This is a genomic window from Dietzia sp. NPDC055877 (assembly GCF_053615975.1).
Genome location: NZ_JBSHCV010000017.1, coordinates 1 through 15,808, shown reverse-complemented (window position 1 = coordinate 15,808; position 15,808 = coordinate 1). Strand labels below are relative to the sequence as shown.

7 protein-coding genes and 3 pseudogenes are annotated in these 15,808 nt (G+C 72.7%); 6 read left to right on the top strand and 4 right to left on the bottom strand.

Annotated elements, in window-relative coordinates; all coding sequences use genetic code 11:
* Position 1: 1 nt before the first annotated feature.
* Positions 2-511, top strand: a complete 510-nt coding sequence (locus ACWGLC_RS14525) for a nuclear transport factor 2 family protein (RefSeq protein WP_452100559.1) — start codon at positions 2-4, stop codon at positions 509-511.
* Between the two features lie 244 nt (positions 512-755).
* Here ACWGLC_RS14525 and ACWGLC_RS14520 read toward each other — a convergent pair whose 3' ends face one another.
* Both ACWGLC_RS14520 and ACWGLC_RS14515 read right to left on the bottom strand, forming a co-directional pair.
* Positions 756-2,633, bottom strand: a complete 1,878-nt coding sequence (locus ACWGLC_RS14520; protein WP_452100558.1) for a long-chain-acyl-CoA synthetase — start codon at positions 2,631-2,633, stop codon at positions 756-758.
* Positions 2,634-2,740: 107 nt separating this feature from the next.
* Positions 2,741-3,340 (bottom strand): annotated as a pseudogene (locus tag ACWGLC_RS14515) (TetR/AcrR family transcriptional regulator); the annotation flags it as partial.
* A 180-nt stretch (positions 3,341-3,520) separates the two neighbouring features.
* Between ACWGLC_RS14515 and ACWGLC_RS14510 the strand changes: the two are divergent.
* Together ACWGLC_RS14510 and ACWGLC_RS14505 are read left to right on the top strand one after the other, a co-directional pair.
* Positions 3,521-3,688 carry a DUF2613 domain-containing protein gene (locus ACWGLC_RS14510; protein WP_230930530.1) on the top strand — a complete coding sequence of 56 codons (168 nt, stop codon included), beginning with the start codon at positions 3,521-3,523 and terminating at the stop codon, positions 3,686-3,688.
* Positions 3,689-3,724: 36 nt separating this feature from the next.
* Positions 3,725-7,225 (top strand): annotated as a pseudogene (locus ACWGLC_RS14505) (alpha-(1->3)-arabinofuranosyltransferase); the annotation flags it as partial.
* 1,022 nt (positions 7,226-8,247) lie between these two features.
* Here ACWGLC_RS14505 and ACWGLC_RS14500 read toward each other — a convergent pair.
* Positions 8,248-9,579 (bottom strand): acyltransferase family protein, encoded by a 1,332-nt coding sequence (locus tag ACWGLC_RS14500; protein ID WP_452100557.1) that lies wholly within the window; start codon positions 9,577-9,579, stop codon positions 8,248-8,250.
* A 100-nt stretch (positions 9,580-9,679) separates the two neighbouring features.
* On the opposite strand from ACWGLC_RS14500, the gene ACWGLC_RS14495 reads away from it, so the two are divergent.
* Positions 9,680-11,152: a DUF3068 domain-containing protein gene (locus ACWGLC_RS14495; protein WP_452100556.1), complete on the top strand. Its 1,473-nt coding sequence runs from the start codon at positions 9,680-9,682 to the stop codon at positions 11,150-11,152.
* A gap of 333 nt (positions 11,153-11,485) precedes the next feature.
* Here ACWGLC_RS14495 and ACWGLC_RS14490 read toward each other — a convergent pair whose 3' ends face one another.
* On the bottom strand, positions 11,486-12,682 hold the full coding sequence (locus ACWGLC_RS14490) for a polysaccharide biosynthesis protein (RefSeq protein WP_452100601.1): 1,197 nt from the start codon (positions 12,680-12,682) through the stop codon (positions 11,486-11,488).
* Between the two features lie 188 nt (positions 12,683-12,870).
* On the opposite strand from ACWGLC_RS14490, the gene ACWGLC_RS14485 reads away from it, so the two are divergent.
* Together ACWGLC_RS14485 and ACWGLC_RS14480 are read left to right on the top strand one after the other, a co-directional pair.
* Positions 12,871-14,970 (top strand): hypothetical protein, encoded by a 2,100-nt coding sequence (locus ACWGLC_RS14485; RefSeq protein ID WP_452100555.1) that lies wholly within the window; start codon positions 12,871-12,873, stop codon positions 14,968-14,970.
* Positions 14,971-15,567: 597 nt separating this feature from the next.
* A pseudogene (locus ACWGLC_RS14480) lies at positions 15,568-15,808 on the top strand (leucine zipper domain-containing protein); the annotation flags it as partial.

Here is a 15,808-nt window from a genome sequence, read left to right as displayed (position 1 = left end):
CATGTCCGGAGTGGCCAGTGTGGGCGAGGCTGGCGCCGGTGAGGGGCCTGCACTCTCCGCCGCCGACCTCGAGGCGATCCGCGCCGTGTTCGCCCGCCGCCTCTACGTCATGGACACCAAGCAATGGGACGGCTACGGACCGTGCCACACCGAGGACGTGGTGAGCGAGTCCTGGGCGGCCGGCGGCGGTGAGGCGCAGGTGCAAGGACGGCAGGCGCTCACCGAGAAGATCCGCGACACGCTCGACGGGGCCTCGCCGGTCACGAGCGTCCACCACGGGCACACCCCGCTGATCGAGTACTCGGGGCACCACCCGGAGACGGGCGAGCCGACCGCCACCGGCATCTGGGCCATGGAGGACCGGCTGTGGTGGCAGGTCGACGGCCGCGAGCGCTGGCTGCACGGCTGGGGTCACTACCACGAGCGCTACCGCCGGGTGGACGGCCAGTGGCTCATCTCGTACCGGCGGCTCGAGCGGATCCGCGTGGACACCGGCTGGTCGCAGGCCTGAGAAGCCCCGCCCCGGCACGCGTTACTCCGCGCTCGGCCCCGCAGTTGCCGGACGTCGCCCGGCCCACTTCCCCAGTTGCAAGACATCGACCTACGGTTGCACGACTTCTCGTTCGAGGATCGGGCAGATTTCGCCACTTCTGTCGTGCAACCGGGACGGGGTGTCTTGCAACCGCGGAGGTGGGCGACGTCCGCCAGTCGCGGAGGTGGGACGGGATGTCTTGCAACTGCGTAGCTGCGGCGGCTCAGGCGGTGCCGTCGACCAGGTCGCGCTCGGCGCCCTCGTAGAGAGGCACGTATCCGTTCTTCTTGGTCAGCACGAACACCGGCTCGTCGAAGGTGCTGGTGTCGAAGGCCTGCTCGCGCAGTTCGGTCTTGCGGCTCTTGAACGTCGACGTGTGCTCGAGCTCGGCGGAGAGCCGGATGAACGCCGGTACCGCGTACGCCGGCAGGGACTTGCGCAACGCGTCGGCCATGGCCTGCCCGTCGAACTCGGCGCCGTCGTGCAGGCGGATCGCGGCCATGCCGGCCTTGCCGTCGGCACCGGTGACCGGCACGCCGTAGACCACGGCCTGGTCCACACCGGGCTGGGTGCCCACCGCGGCCTCGACCTCGGTGGTGGCCACGTTCTCGCCCTTCCAGCGGAACGTGTCGCCGAGCCGGTCGACGAACGAGGCGTGCTTGAGGCCCTGGTTCATCATGAGGTCGCCCGAGATGAACCAGGCGTCGCCGTCGCCAAACGCGTCGCGGACGATCTTCTTCTCGGTGGCCTCCGGGTCGGTGTACCCGTCGAAGGGCTGCGACGCCGAGATGCCACTGAGTAGCAGTCCGACACCGCCCTTGCCGACCTTCGACAGGCGACCGTCAGCGCCGCGGCGGGGCTCGCCGGTCTCCGGGTCGTAGTCGACGATCGCGAAATCCATCGGGCAGTAACCGGTGGACCGCGGCACGTTGAACGCGTTGACAAAGGCGATGTTGCACTCGCTGGCCGCGTAGAACTCGCAGATCCGGTCGATGCCGAACCGCTCGGTGAACTGGTCCCAGATCTCGGGGCGCAGGCCGTTGCCGGTCATCACGCGGATCGAGTGGTCGCGATCGCCCGGGCCGGGCTCCTGGTTGAGCAGGTAGCGGCAGATCTCACCGATGTAGATCGCAGCCGTGGCCCCGGAGGCGCGCGCCTGATCCCAGAACTTGGAGGCGGAGAAGTGCTCCTCGATCGCCATGCAGGCACCCGCGGCCAGGACGCAGCCGAGCCCCACCGTCAGGGCGTTGTTGTGGTACATCGGCAGCGGGCAGAGCAGGACGTCGTCCTTCTTCAACCGCACCCCGGACAGGCCGAAGCCGGCCAGGGCCCGGTTCCACCGGTAGTGCGACATCGTCGACGCCTTGGGCAGGCCCGTCGTGCCGGAGGTGAAGATGTAGTAGGCGGTCTCGGTACCGACGGTCTGGGCGGCGTCCGGGAAATCGGTCTCGCCCACCGAGTCCTCGAGCGCGGCGAGCTCGTCCTCGAGCCACGTCAGATCGGACATCGACTCCGGCCGGTCACCCGCGATGAGGCCGCGCTGCGGCAGGTCGACGGGCGAGCTGACCGCGATGAGCGTGCCGCTCCAGTCCTCGCGCGGAATGGAGTTGACGGTCTCAGCGCACTCGGCGCCCGCCAGAACCACCTTCGACTCGATGATCTTCTGCGAGTGGTCGAGCACGTCGCCCCGCTGATGGTGGTTGAGCAGGCCGACCGACGCGCCGGCCTTGGCCGCGCCCAGGATCGCGAGCATCACCTCGGTGCGGTTGGTCATGCACACGCCCACCGTGTCGCCGCGGGTGACGCCGTGATTCTTGAGGATCGCCGCGACGCGGTTGGCGCGCAGGTTGGCCTCGCCGTAGGAGACCTCCGTGCCGAGGAAACGCAGAAACGGGGCGTCGGGCTGCGAGGCCGCCAGGGACTCGAACCGCGTGCCGATCGACACGTGGTCGCTCGGGCGGGAGGTCCGCACGATCCGCAGCCCGTTCAGCACCGACGGCAGGTCCGCGATGATCGACGGCAGCCCCTTGGCCAGGTCCATCGGGCTGAGCGTGCGGGCGCCTTCGACACCGCTGGTGGTCGCTGAGGTCTTGTCTGTCACGGCTGCTCCTCGGTGGCGGCGGGGCGGTGGGTGGACGTACCGACGGTGTCCGCATTGTCGTCGTCGTCGACGATCTTGTGGGGGTCTTTCGCACCGACCGCTCCGGACAGGTCCCTGACGGGGTCGCCGGCGAGGCCGCGCCAGGCCAGGTCCACGACGACCCGCGCGGCCACCGACGTGGGCATCGCCCCGTGGGCGACCCGGTCGCCCACCGCCTCACCCGCGCCGACCAGCGCGGTGGCCACCACCTCGAGGTTCTCGCGGCTGCGCTCGTCACCCCAGTGCTGCTGCAGAACATCCGTGGTGAGATCGACCAGGCCCGAGCGGATCTTCTCGACCTCCCCGCGGAAGGCCGGCTCGGCGAACGCCTGGCGGTAGACGACGTTCCACGAGTCGGGGTGCTCGTCGACGTACTCGAGGAACGACTGCACCACGCTCTCGAGGCGGCCGCGCGGACCCGAGCCGGCGAGCGCCGCGGCGGTGAGCTGGTCGATCAGCCGCCCGGACTCGCGGACCACGCAGGCCGTGAACAGCTCCTCCTTGGAGCCGTAATAGAGGTAGAGCATCGGCTTGGAGATCTTCGCGTCGCGCGCGATGGTGTCCATGGAGGCGGAGCGGTAGCCGAGATCGGCGAACACGCGGATCGCGGAGTCGAGCATCTGCTGCTCACGGATAGCGCGTGGGATGCGCTTGGTCCCGGTCGACACAGGGCTCCTCCCGGCGGGTCGTGGGTGTGTTCTGCCACACTAACTTACCCGCCAGTAAGGACTCGTGGTCAGCGCTACCTACGAAATGGCGCGAAGCGGGGTGCTAGTCTTTCGGCGTCGGGGTGCCCCTGAGGTGCCCGCGGAACCGCACCTTTTTTCGTGAATCGCAGGGAGAACTCGATGAGCTTCGGCACCGGAGCGCTCGCCAGCGCAGTAGGCGGAATCGTCCTCGGCGGCATCGTCGCGTTCGGGCTCAACACCTCGATGGCCGAGAACACGATCCCCGAGGTGCCGCAGCCGCCCGCCGACCAGGCGCTGCTCGGCCAGGTCGAGTACGGCGCGCGCTAGCCGCCCGACCCCCTGTCAATCCTTCCTCCGGCCTAGGTGATCCGCGGGATCCGTCTCGGCGCCGGTGCGCGCGACGGCGTCGTCGCTTTTCTCGCCTTCCTTCTCCTCGCCTGCCTCCAGGCCCCGGGGCAGATCGTCCCCGACACCAAGTACGACCTGGTCGCTGACCCGGTCCGTTTCCTCGCCGGCGCCACCCACCTGTGGACCGGCATGTCCTTCGGCGGCCAGGTCCAGAACCAGGCGTACGGCTACCTGTTCCCGCAGGGGCCGTTCTTCGCGCTCTTCGACCTGGTGGGGATGCCCGCCTGGCTGACCCAACGCCTGTGGTGGGCGGTGCTGCTCACCGTGGCTTACGTGGGCGTGGTGCGCGTGGCGGCGGCGCTGCGGATCGGCACCCGCCAGACCCGCGCGGCCGCCGGGATCCTCTACGCGCTCGCCCCGCGCATGCTCGGCGACCTGGGCTCCATCTCCTCCGAGATCTGGCCCGTCGCGCTCGCGCCGTGGGTGCTGCTGCCGGTCATCCGGGTGCTGCAGGGCCGCATGTCGCCGCGCCGGGGCGGGGCGGGGGCGGCGCTCGCGCTGGCGCTGATGGGCGCGGTCAACGCCGTGGCCACCGCTGCCGCGTGCCTGCCGGCGATCCTGTGGTGGGTCATGCACCGCCCCGACCGCACGTGGGCGCGCCTGGCCGCGTGGTGGCTGCCGCTGTCCGCGGCGGTGTGCGTGTGGTGGGCGGTGCCGTTGGTGCTGCTCGGCCGCGTCTCGCCGCCGTTCCTCGACCACATCGAGTCCGCCGAGGTGACCACCCGCTGGTCCTCGGTGACGGAGGTGCTGCGCGGCGCTTCGACGTGGGTACCGTTCGTCTCCACCGACCGCATCGCGGGCGCCGCCCTCACCAGCGAGCCCGTGTACGTGCTGGCCACCGGCGTGATCGCGGCCGTCGGCGTGGTGGGTCTGCTGCGCCGGGGCATGCCCGCCCGCGGCCGGCTGCTGGTGATCGCCGCCGTGGGACTGGTCGCGATGGCCGCGCCGTGGGTGGGGCCCGCCGGCGGCGGCCTCGCCGAGACGGTGCGCGCGTTCCTCGACGGCTCCGGCGCTCCGCTGCGCAACGTCCACAAGTTCGAGCCGCTGCTGCGCCTGCCGATCGTGCTGGGCGTGGCGCATCTGCTCGCGCACCTGCTCGTGCGGGTCGGGGGGGACCGCCGCCAGGTGGCCGACACGCTGGCGCACCCTGAGCGCGACCGCTCCGTCGCGCTGGCGATGGTCGTGGTGCTGGCGGCGTCCGTCGCGGTGGCCCCGGCGTGGCTGGGCAAGCTCGCCCCGGTCGGCGCGCACGAGCAGGTGCCCGACTACTGGCCCGAGGCCGCGGCGTGGCTGTCGGAGAACGCGTCGGTGGCGGGGCCCGACGGTACCGATGACCCCGCCGGCACCACGCGCGCCCTCGTCGTGCCCGGCGCCTCCTTCGCGCGCCAGGTATGGGGCGTGACCCGCGACGAGCCCCTCCAGCCGCTCGCCGACACGCCCTGGGCCGTCCGCGATTCGGTGCCGCTGCAGCCCGCCCCCGCGATCCGCGCCCTCGACGCCGTCCAGCGTCGCCTGGCCGACGGCCGCCCCGCGCCGGGCATGGCGGCCACGCTCGCCTTGCTGGGCATCGGGTACCTGGTGGTGCGCAACGACCTCGAGGGAACCGACGCCTCCGCCTCCGCCGCCCCCCGCCCCGCGCTGGTCCACCAGGCGCTCGAGGGTTCGCCGGGCCTGGTGCGGGTCGCCGACTTCGGTGCGCCGGTCGGCGGCGCCCGCGCGCCCGAGGGGGACGACGACGGAGTTATTGCCGACGACGCCGACGGAGACATTGCCGGCAGAAACAATGCCGACGACGACAACGCCGAGGGCACCGAGCCCGTCGTCGTCCCGGATTCCGGGCTCCGGCCCGCGTATCCCGCGATCGAGATCTACCGCGTCGACTCCAGGCTGGGCTCCGATGCGACCGCCCCGGGCCCGCCGCGCTCGGCCACGGCGCCGTACACCGTGGAGGTCCGCGACCTGCCGGTGGTCGCGGGCGGCCCGGAGTCGCTCGCCGCGCTGGACGACCTCGGGGTCGGGAGCGACACGACCGGCTCCCCGGCCCGGGTGACGCGCCTGCTCGAGGCCGACGCGATCGCCGCCGACGTGGGGCCCGGATCGGACCCCTTCCCGCGGCCGCGGCCGGTGAACTCGATCGGACCGGTGCTCACCGATTCACCGATGGACCGCGAGACCGACTTCGGACGCCTCGACCACCACTCGTCCGCCGTGCGGGCCGAGGGCGATCCCCGCCGCAGCCGGGGCACGATCCCCGACTACCCGGCCTCTGTCTCCGATGAGCAGCCACCGCTGGCCCGGGCACGCTGGTGGGATGCGCGGGTGACGGTGTCGTCGTCGGCGGCGGACTCCGCCCAGACCGGCCCGGTTCGCCCGTCGCACTCGGTGGCCGCGGCGGTCGACGGCGACCCGGACAGCACGTGGCGCTCCGGAGGCCTCGGCTCGGCGTTCGGCGAGTGGATGGAGATCGAGCTGCCCGAGCCCGTCGACCGCGCCGTGCTCCGGCTGACCGTGCCCGAGCCGACCGCCGGCGCCGCGCTGACAAGTCTGCAGGTGCGCACCGACACCGGCACCACCACCGTGTTCCCGTCACTCGGCGAGGAGACGACCATCGCGCTGCCGCCGGGCGAGACCGAGCGGGTCCGCGTCACGGCCACCGGCTTCGCCGACGGCGGGCGCGGCACCTACTTCGAGATCGCCGACATCGGGCTGACCACCGGCGGCGAGGAGATCCCCCTGCTGCGCACGATCGCGCTGCCGGAGCGGCCCGCCCCAGCTGCAGACGACTCAGCCTCCGGTGATCCCGCGACCGATGACCCCGCGGCGGCCCCCTCCGGGTGGCTGCTGCGCCAGGAGCTGCCCGGCCGCTCGGACTGCGTCCACGGCGGCTCTCCGGTGGACGGGCTGGCCGGTGCCGAGGAGGAGACCGGCGCCGTCCGCTGTGCGCCCGAACTCTGGATCGAGGCCGAGGAACCAGGCCGGTTCGCCCGCCTCCTCGACGTCCCCGCCGACACCGCGGTCGTCCCGCAGCTGCTGGTCCGCCCCCGCTCCGGCCCGGCGCTCGACGACGTCCTGCGTGGCACGCCCGCCAGCCGCTTCCGGCAGGTCCGCGCCTTCGGGGACTCGGAGGTCACCGACCCCGCCGGCGGACCGAACGCGGCCGTCGACGGCGACCGCGCCACCAGCTGGCACGCCCCCGACGGGCCCTCGCCCACCCTCGAACTGCGCCTTCCCGGCCGGCACCTCGTCGACTCGCTGCGCCTGTGGGCACCCCGCGCCGCGGCCCCCGCCGCTCCTGCCGTGGTGACGATCGACACCGGCGTGCAGCGCACGAGCATCGACCTGACCGAACTCGCCACGGAGGAGGACGGCTCCGTCGTCGTCGACCTTCCCCCCGACTACACCGACCGCGTCACGCTCCGCCTCGACACCACCGCCGACGTGCGCGACCCCAATGGGGCGCCCGTGCCCGGCGGACTGGCCGAGGTCTGGGTGCAGGACGACACCGGCGCCCGCATCGGCGCACTGCCCGCGGCAGACAGCGAACCCGTGACCCTGACCTGCCAGGACGGGCCCCGGATCCACATCGGCGACCGGATCGTCGGCACGCGCATCAGCGCCTCGCGTCGCGATCTGCTCTCCGGCGCCGCAGTCCCGGCCGAACTGTGCGACAGCCGCCCGGTCGAACTCGCGGCGGGCGCGCAGGAGGTCTCGGTCGACCCCGGGGAGGCATTCACGGTGGACGCGGTGGGGCTCCGCGTCGCCCCCGGCAGCGAAGGCGGACCCACCGGCTCGGACGGCCCCGGTGGCGAGGGCGGACGCGGCGGCGAGGGCGCGGCTCGCGGCGCCGCGCCGCTCGGCGGCGGCCTCCAGGCCACGCGCGCCGTCGGCACGGTGGCCTGGGAGGACTCCCGCCGCGAGCTGTACGTGCCCGGCTCGGCGCGCGAGCGGGTGCTGGTCATCCCCGAATCGGTCACCCCGGCGTGGCAGGCGCGACTCGTGGCCGACGACGGCACCGAGCTCGCCGACCCGCGGCCCGTGACGATCGACGGCTGGAAGCAGGGCTGGGTCCTGCCCGCCGCCGACACCGGGATGACGCTCGTCCTCACCGTGCCGCTCGACCGCCCGTACCGGGCCGCGCTGCTGACCGGGCCCATCGCGCTGCTGCTGGTGCTCGTACTGTTCCTCGTGCGCGGGCAGCACGACCGTGCCGGGACACGGACGACCCCGCGGCGGGCCGGCGGCGCCGTGATCGTGGCCTCAACGGCGGTCTTCGGGTTCGTCGTGGCCGGGCCGGTGGGGCTCGCCCTGACCGCCGGTCTCACCGGTGCGGCACTGGTGGCCAGCAGATACCTGGGTGCGGGACGGGCGCGGCGATGGCTCGTCGTCGGCAGCGGGATCGGGATCGTCGCCGGCGCGGCGCTACTGGCGCGTGCCCCGTGGCCGGACCCACTCGGCTACGCCGGTGACGGCTGGGCGCCTCAGGTGGCGACGGTGTTCGGGCTGGTCTGCGCCGGGTTGGCGGCGGGCTGGCCGTCTGTGGGCGTGCCGTCGGTGGGGGCGTTGTCGTCGGACCAGTCTTCGGCTCCGTCGTCCCGGTCGTCGGCCCCGTCGTCGGACAGGCCGTCTGGCGCCGGCAGCGCGCCCGGGTCGCGGCGCGGCGACAACCAGCGGCGCGACGGCTCCTCCACCAGCGAGTAACTCACCGCGGCGATCACCGTCGACACCGCCGCGGTGAGCAACCAGATCTCGAGCATCCGCCCGGAGAACATCGGCACGAACGCGATCTGGAACGCGAAATGCAGCACCAGCACGTGCCACAGGAACACCCCGTACGACCAGCGGCCGAGCATCGTGACCGGCCCCGAACCCAGGACCGCGAAACGCTGACCCTCCGGCGCGAGCACGACCGGGGCGAGCAGGAAGAACGCCACCGCCGCGCCGAGCGCGGTGCGGGCCGCGAACTCCGGGCCGGACGGGTGGACGAACCCCTCGGTGAACCACTGCGGCACCGTCGAGGCGAGGAACGCGGCCGCCGCGAGCGCCCACCAGCCCCAGCGCGCGTGGCGGTGCCGGGCCAGGGCGGCCATACGGCCCTGTGGGGCGGCGACCAGCTCGGCGAGAATCATGCCCGCCGCGAACCAGGAGGCGAAGGCCGGCGGCAGGATCTGGTCGTTGAGCCGCTCGGGCAACCCCAGCTCATACCAGGGCACGAGCGCCCACCCGAGGCTGAGCACCCCCACCCCGGCGATCACCGGGATCCGCCACCGCGCCGCCGCATCCCGCAGCCGGGCCAGCGCCCACCACAACAGCGGCAGCACTATATAGAAGGTCATCTCCACCGACAGCGACCACGCGTGCGTCAGCCCCTCGGCCAACGAGTCCGGGACGAACACCTGCGTGAGCGTCAGGTTGGCCGTCCAGGTCGTCAGCGGGCTGGAGGCGTTCTGCGGCAGGAGTAGGAATGCCGCCGCCACCAACAGGAGGTAGGCGGGCATGATCCGCACCAGACGCGAGCGCAGGTAGGTGCGGGCCGGGCGGGCGGTGCCGGGGGCGCCGGAGCGGGCGTGCAGGGCGTGGACGCGCCACAGCAAAAAGCCCGAGAGCGCGAAGAACACGGCCACCGACAGGTCCATGCGACCCCAGACCCGGTGGATCGCCGACCCGGTCGAGGAGGCGGTCTGGAAAGCGACATGGGTGGTGAGAACGGCGAAGGCGGCCATCGCGCGCAATCCCTCGAGCGCCGGGACGAACCCGCGGGCGGCCGGGAGAGTGCCGACTCGGTGGTCGGGGGTGCCGTTTGCGTTCTTCATCACTGTTAATCTTCTCCTGATGATGGTCCGGCCCGGGCGATCGCCCCGGTGAACCCCGGGCGGTGGGCGGACCGACGGCGATACTCCAGGAGGACAACCGATGGCACGTCAGAGCAGTTCCGCGGGACGGAGGTCGACTGTTCCCGCGCTGGTCCTGGTGGGGCTCGGGACCTTCCTGATCACTATCGCACTCGCGCTGGTGTTCTTCGTGGTGCCGGCGCAGAAGAAGACCCCGCTGGACATCAACTCCACGACGGTCACCGAGGTCTCGCCCGGTGCGGTGCTCGTGGGCCTGTCGCTGGCGACCAACACTCCGACCGAGCTCAACGCCGATCGCGAGGAGTGCCGCGTGCCGGACGCGGGCGGGGACGACGCGGCCGCCGAGGGCGCCGCCGGTGAGGGCGCTGCCGAGGGCGAGGACGTCGAGGCGGTCGGCGACGACGAGGCCGACGACTCCGAGGTCCAGCTCGCCGTGAGCTGCTTCATCGACAACGACGTCCCGCTGTACTCGCAGCGTCGCGTCACGGCCGTCGAGCCCTCGGACTCCGACGTGATCACCATGCAGGCCGCGCAGTCGCTGCTGCGTGAGGACCTGGCCGATGGTGGCGACAACGCCGCGCTGATCAACGCGACCGTCGACCGCATCACCCTCGACCGCGTCACGGCCATGCCGATCGACGAGGCCACCAGCACCATGCAGATCGTAGCCGCCGGTGGCGAGGAGTCCGCCCCCGTCGGCTTCGTCCGGGATGGCCTGCAGTACAAGTTCCCGTTCGACACCGAGCAGAAGTCGTACCCGTACTTCGACGCCAGCACCTTCACCACCAACCCGATCGAGTTCGTCGGCGAGACCACCGTCGGCGGTGTCGAGGCGTACGAGTTCCGTCAGAACCTGGGCCCCATCGACATGTGGTCCTCGATCCGCGACCACTTCGCCTCGATCTCCGAGGGCTACGATCCGGCCGTCGAGTCCGTCCTGGCCAGCTACCGCCGCGACGGCATGACCGCCGGCCAGTGGGGCCTCGAGGGTGACCCGGAGCGCGAGGTCGACATGCGTCGCTTCTACACCAACACCCGCACCATCTGGGTGAACCCGTCCACCGGCCAGATCGTTAACGGCTCCGAGGACATCTTCCAGTTCTTCGCCGAGGACCAGGCCGAGGCCGACGCCTTCTTCAACGACAAGACCGCAGTGGAAGAGGAGAGGGCCGAGCCGACCCGCACGGCCGTCCGTTTCCAGTCCGGCTGGAACGAGGAGACCCAGGAGATCACGCTGGCGGGTGCGCAGGACAGCGCCGACACCCTCAACACCTTCGGCCGCGTCGTGCCGATCATTCTGGGCATCCTGGGCGTGCTGTCGCTGATCGGCGGCATCGTGCTCGGTGCCCGCGGCGGTAGCGCCGGAAGCTCCCGCACCGCGGGCCGCAGGTCGGGCGCTTCGCGTCCCGCCGGGCGTGGCGGTTCTGCTGGTCCCGCCGGTACTGCTCCGGGCGGTGACGGCTCCGCCGGGCCCGCGGGGCCTGCTGCGGGCGGCTCCGGTCCTGCAGGACCCGGTCCGGAGGCCCGCGCCTAACCTCGCGTTCGGGGCCGGGGCTGTAGTCGCCCGCAGCCCGGCCCCCGCCCGGTTGCCCCGGTCCGTTCGCCTGGCCCGCCCGTTCGCCCGGCCCGCCGCGGCGGACACATCGACAAGAGCGTTCCGCACACATCGCCCGAGTAAGGGTGTGCGGAACGCTCTTCTCGTTGACTCCAACTCCGCCCCGCCGCCCCTGCATCGATTCGTTGGCCAGCCCACCGGGGCGCAGACAGAAATCCGCCGGTCGAACTGCGCTCTGTCGCCGGAGCTCCTGCGGCAGATCGCGATTCGAGCGGCAGATCTGAGGGGCGCGACCTCAGGCGGGGTGATCGCTCAGGCCGGGCGGGCCCGGAGTGCGCGCCAGCCGGCGACGACCGTGGTGACCACCACGACGACAAGCGTCGCCCCCAGAACCCCGGTGACGTCGCGGGGCGCGAACCACACGACGACCGCCGTGAGCACCAGCCCGCACCAGGCGATGCCGGCCTCGACGGTCCGATTAGTGGCAATGGTGGCCAGCAGGAACGCCTGCAGCACACTGAGTACCACGCCGAGCGCGGCGAAGGCCCAGAGCAGCCCGGCGACCGGCTGGTAGTCGGCGCCGACGAGAACCGGCACGAGCGGGGCGGCCACTGCGGCACCGAGCACCACCACCGCGCCGATCCCCAGCAGCACACCGACGGCGGAGCGGACAGCACCTCGGTGCCCTGCGGGGTCGGCCATGCGCGGGTAGAGCACGGTACCGACGGCCTGGGGAAGCCAGAAGGCGGCCTTCGCGGCAACGGCTCCGAGCGCATATCGACCCGCGTCCTCGGGGGAGAGGAGGGCTCGGGCCAGAAGCAGGTCAACCGAGGTCAGCGCCATCATCACCAGCTGGACCTGCCCGGCCGCGAGGACGGCGGCCACCCCGGGCGACAACGGCCCAGGCGACCTCGGCCCAGGCGACCCCGGCCCGGTCTCGTGACCGAGGAAGCCGTGGGAGTCGGACGAGCCGACGGAGCTTGTGAAGCGGGAGCCGGCCGCCACGATCCGGCCCGCCACCAGCCAGGCCGCCGCCACACCGACCGCCCCGGCCGCCAACGCCGGCCCGACTCCGCCGCCGGCCGCGAGCACGCCGACCGCCGGCACGACCTTCCCTGCGCCGGCCAGTGCCAACACCACGCCCAATGCGCGGAACCGTTCGGAGCCCTGGAGCAGGCCCTGCTCGGTCGCCAGAAGACACAGCACCGGGCCCGGCACCAGGGCTGCGGCGGTGGCGAGCACGGGCGTGTTCAACAGAAGCGACACCGGCACCACGGCCAGCGCCGCGACAAGCGTGACCAGCAACGCGACCCGTCGGCCGAGCGACCGCAACGCCTCGCTCGACACCCCGCGCACGAGCTCGCGCGCCACGACCGCCTGTAGCGCGAGCGACGGCACCGCCACCAGCAACTGCGCTGACAGCAGCGCGGCAAAGGCGCCGTAGCCCTCCGGCCCCAGCCAACGCGAGGCGGGCAGATGTAGCAGGTAGGCGGCGATGTTGGCGAGCATCGAGCCCGCCGTCACCGCTCCCGCGCCGGTCAGGAAGCGCCTGGTGGCGGAGTCGGGTGCCGCCGTGCGCTCCTGATATTCCACACGGGTGATCGTAGGCGGCTTCGAGGGACGAGCCCATCCGGTGGTGCGGCGGCCGGGCAGGCGCGAGCGCGGATGCCGCCCTGGCGACGTGATGGAATGTCCGCATGTCAGCCAGCGCCGGGGTCCGCAGTCGGGTCGGCGCGGCCGCGCTGACGGACGCCGGCATCGGACTGGTCGTGACGTCCCTACTGCTGGCGGGGCTCGCGCGCCCGGGCTTCCCGCTGCTTCGGGACTGGGTGGCCACCCCGAGCCCGCCACTGTCCGATGCGGCTCTCGGGCTGGGAGAGTCGGCCGCGCGGGCGGTGCCACAGGACGTCGCGATGGTGTGGGCGAGCCGGGCTCTGGGCGCGGTCGGGCTGCCGGTCTGGCCGCTGACGGGCCTGCTCACGGCGATCTTCTGCGTGTGGCTCGCGGTCGCGGCGGGCGCCCTGGCCCGTCAGGTCGTGCCGGTGCTCGGCGGGGCAGGCGGCGCGGGCGCTGCGGATTCGGCGCGTGCCGCAGGCTCGGCGGTCTGGATCCGGCTGCCGGCGGTGGTGGGCGCGGTCTGGAATCCGTTCGTGGTGGAGCGGCTACTGCAGGGGCATTGGTCGCTGCTGGCAGGTGTCGCGGCCGTGATGACGATGCCGGTGCTCCTCGCACGTGCGGACCTCCGAGACTTACGCGCCCCGAATGGTGCAATCCGGGCGCGCAAGTCGGCGGAGAACGAGCATTCCGGGTGCGCACGTCGGGCGGGCCGCGGGGCCGGGGGAGGGCACGGCGGGCTGCGTATCACCGGGGCCTGCGCCGCGCTGGCGATCGCCGGACTCACGCCCACCGGGTGGGTGCTGGCCGTCATCGCTGCGGCAGTGGCGTTGACCTGCGCGGACGTGTCACCCGGCCGCCGGGCGTGGACCGGTGCGCGAGCGCATGCGGCCGTGGCGCTCACGGCAACGGCAGTGGTCACCGCCCTGCCCTGGTTGCTGGCGACGGCCCTGGTCAGCAGCGTGGGACCGGCAGGCGGCGCCGGACCCGCAGGTGGCGGGGGGCCGGCCGGCGCCGCGGCGACAGGGGTGGCCGCGTTCGCCGCCCGCGCCGAGCCCGGCATCGGCACGCTCGGCTCGGTCGTCGCGCTGGGCGGAATCTGGAACTCGCAGGCGGTGCCGCCGTCGCGCGCGACGTGGTGGGCGGCGGTGGCGCTGGCGCTGCTCCTACTGGTCTGGGTGTTGGCGGCGCGCGGCCTGTGGCGCTCCCGGCACCTGCCGGCGGTGCGGGCGACGATCCCGACCGCGATCCTCACCTGGCTCCTGGTGGCGATCGCCGCGACCGGGCCGGGCATCGCCGTGCTGGAGGCGCTGGTCGGGGCGGTGCCGGCCGCGGGCCTGCTGCGGGACACGCAGAAAGTCGTGGCACTCGCGCTGCCGGCGACGGTCCTCGCGCTGGCGTTCGCAACCCGCGCCCTCGCCGCGCGCCTGCGTCCGATCGGCGCGGCCATTGCGGTGACGGCCATCGCGATCGCCGCGGTCCCGGACGCTCCCCGCGCTCTGTGGGACCAGCTGCGGCCGGTCACCTTCGGCCCCGGCTGGGCGGAGGTGGCCGCGATCGTCGACGGCCAGCCTGGCGACCTGCTGGTCCTGCCGGCCGGCTCGTTCCGTTCGACGCCACTGTGGGCGGACGGCCGTGCGGTCCTTGACCCGGCGCCGCGCTTGCTCGACACTCGCGTGCTGGTTCCGGGCGACCTCGTGGTCGGCGGCGCGGGTCAGGCAGCGGTATCTGGTGAGGGAGACCGCGCGCGCCGGGCCACCGAGGCGCTCATGCGTGGCGAGGACGCACAGGTCCTGGCATCGATGGGCATCCGTTGGGTGCTCGACGAGCGCACGTCCGCCGGCCCCCGTGGCGAGTCGGCGCAGACCCTCACCGCGGAGGATGCTCCCCGAGAAACCACGACGACGACAACCTTCTCCAACCCCGAACTCATCCTCTACGAGCTGCCGCCACCGGCTGGGGCGACTCTGCCAGACTCAGCGGGCCTGCCAACGGAGGCGAGTGCCGGCGAGATCGCATCGACCTGGGAAAACACCCTGTCCGAGGCGTCCGCAGACCCGGTCTCGGGGGCCGCCCGCGGGGCGGTGCTCGCGGCGCACGCACTGTGGCTGATCGTCCTGGCCGCCTCGCTCGCGCTGGCGACGGGTCGCGCCCAGGCGGGTCGGGTCGTCCGCAACAGCTGACGCCGCAATGGGTGCCTACACGGCGGCGGCAAACCACGGTGGGGGCTGCTCGGATCCCGCACATGCAGCATTCGACGTCGACCGCGATCGCTCAATGTCGACGCGGGCCGCGTTACCGGCTCTTCCCAGATGAGGGCGTAGGTCGGCCGGGCGCGTCGGTCCGCAGATAGACGTCGAGATCTCCCGACGATGGAGGTTCTTACGCCATCCATCCGAAAGACCTCGACGTGTCCGACGCTACCCCGCCGGCCGGCTTCGGCCGCCCTGACCTGACAGCCTTCGCGTCTTATCCCAATCGACTCTGATCGGGTCTGCTGATCCTCTCGACGAGAACGCAGCGACATCACAGCCACCCAACCCCGACCGTCCGGGAAGCCGGGACACGTCACAGGGCCTGTGCTGCGGGCGTGTCGAGTGGGTCGTCCAGGGGCGACGCAGGAGCGTCGACGCGACGTGCTGAGAGGTGGTTCCAGTCGAGCACTAGCTGTAATGACCACGGACGTTGTGTCGCAGGTCGGCATGGCGGGCTGACATGAGGAAGACCTCCGTGTGAGGTGTGAAAGCGACCAAGCAACCACACCCACAACGGAGGTCTTCGTGTCCCACGCTAACGCCACCCTCACCCCGACCGGAAGGCTGCGCCTGGCCCGGTGTGTCGTCGACGACCGCTGGGGGCCCACTCGCGCGGCTGAGCGGTTCAACGTCGCCGTGACAACCGCACGCAAGTGGGCCGCTCGCTACCGCGAGTACGGCAAGGCCGGCATGGTCGACCGCTCCAGCCGCCCCCCACCGCAGCCCGACCCAGACCCCCGAGCGTCGGGAACGTCGGGTGCTGGGA

What these genes read in the sequence shown, in the direction of transcription:
- ACWGLC_RS14525 (WP_452100559.1), top strand. Translation starts at nt 2, where the DNA reads ATGTCCGGAGTGGCCAGTGTGGGCGAGGCTGGCGCCGGTGAGGGGCCT.
- ACWGLC_RS14510 (WP_230930530.1), top strand. Translation starts at nt 3,521, where the DNA reads ATGAGCTTCGGCACCGGAGCGCTCGCCAGCGCAGTAGGCGGAATCGTC.
- ACWGLC_RS14500 (WP_452100557.1), bottom strand. Translation starts at nt 9,579, where the DNA reads ATGAAGAACGCAAACGGCACCCCCGACCACCGAGTCGGCACTCTCCCG.
- ACWGLC_RS14495 (WP_452100556.1), top strand. Translation starts at nt 9,680, where the DNA reads ATGGCACGTCAGAGCAGTTCCGCGGGACGGAGGTCGACTGTTCCCGCG.
- ACWGLC_RS14490 (WP_452100601.1), bottom strand. Translation starts at nt 12,682, where the DNA reads ATGCTCGCCAACATCGCCGCCTACCTGCTACATCTGCCCGCCTCGCGT.
- ACWGLC_RS14485 (WP_452100555.1), top strand. Translation starts at nt 12,871, where the DNA reads ATGTCAGCCAGCGCCGGGGTCCGCAGTCGGGTCGGCGCGGCCGCGCTG.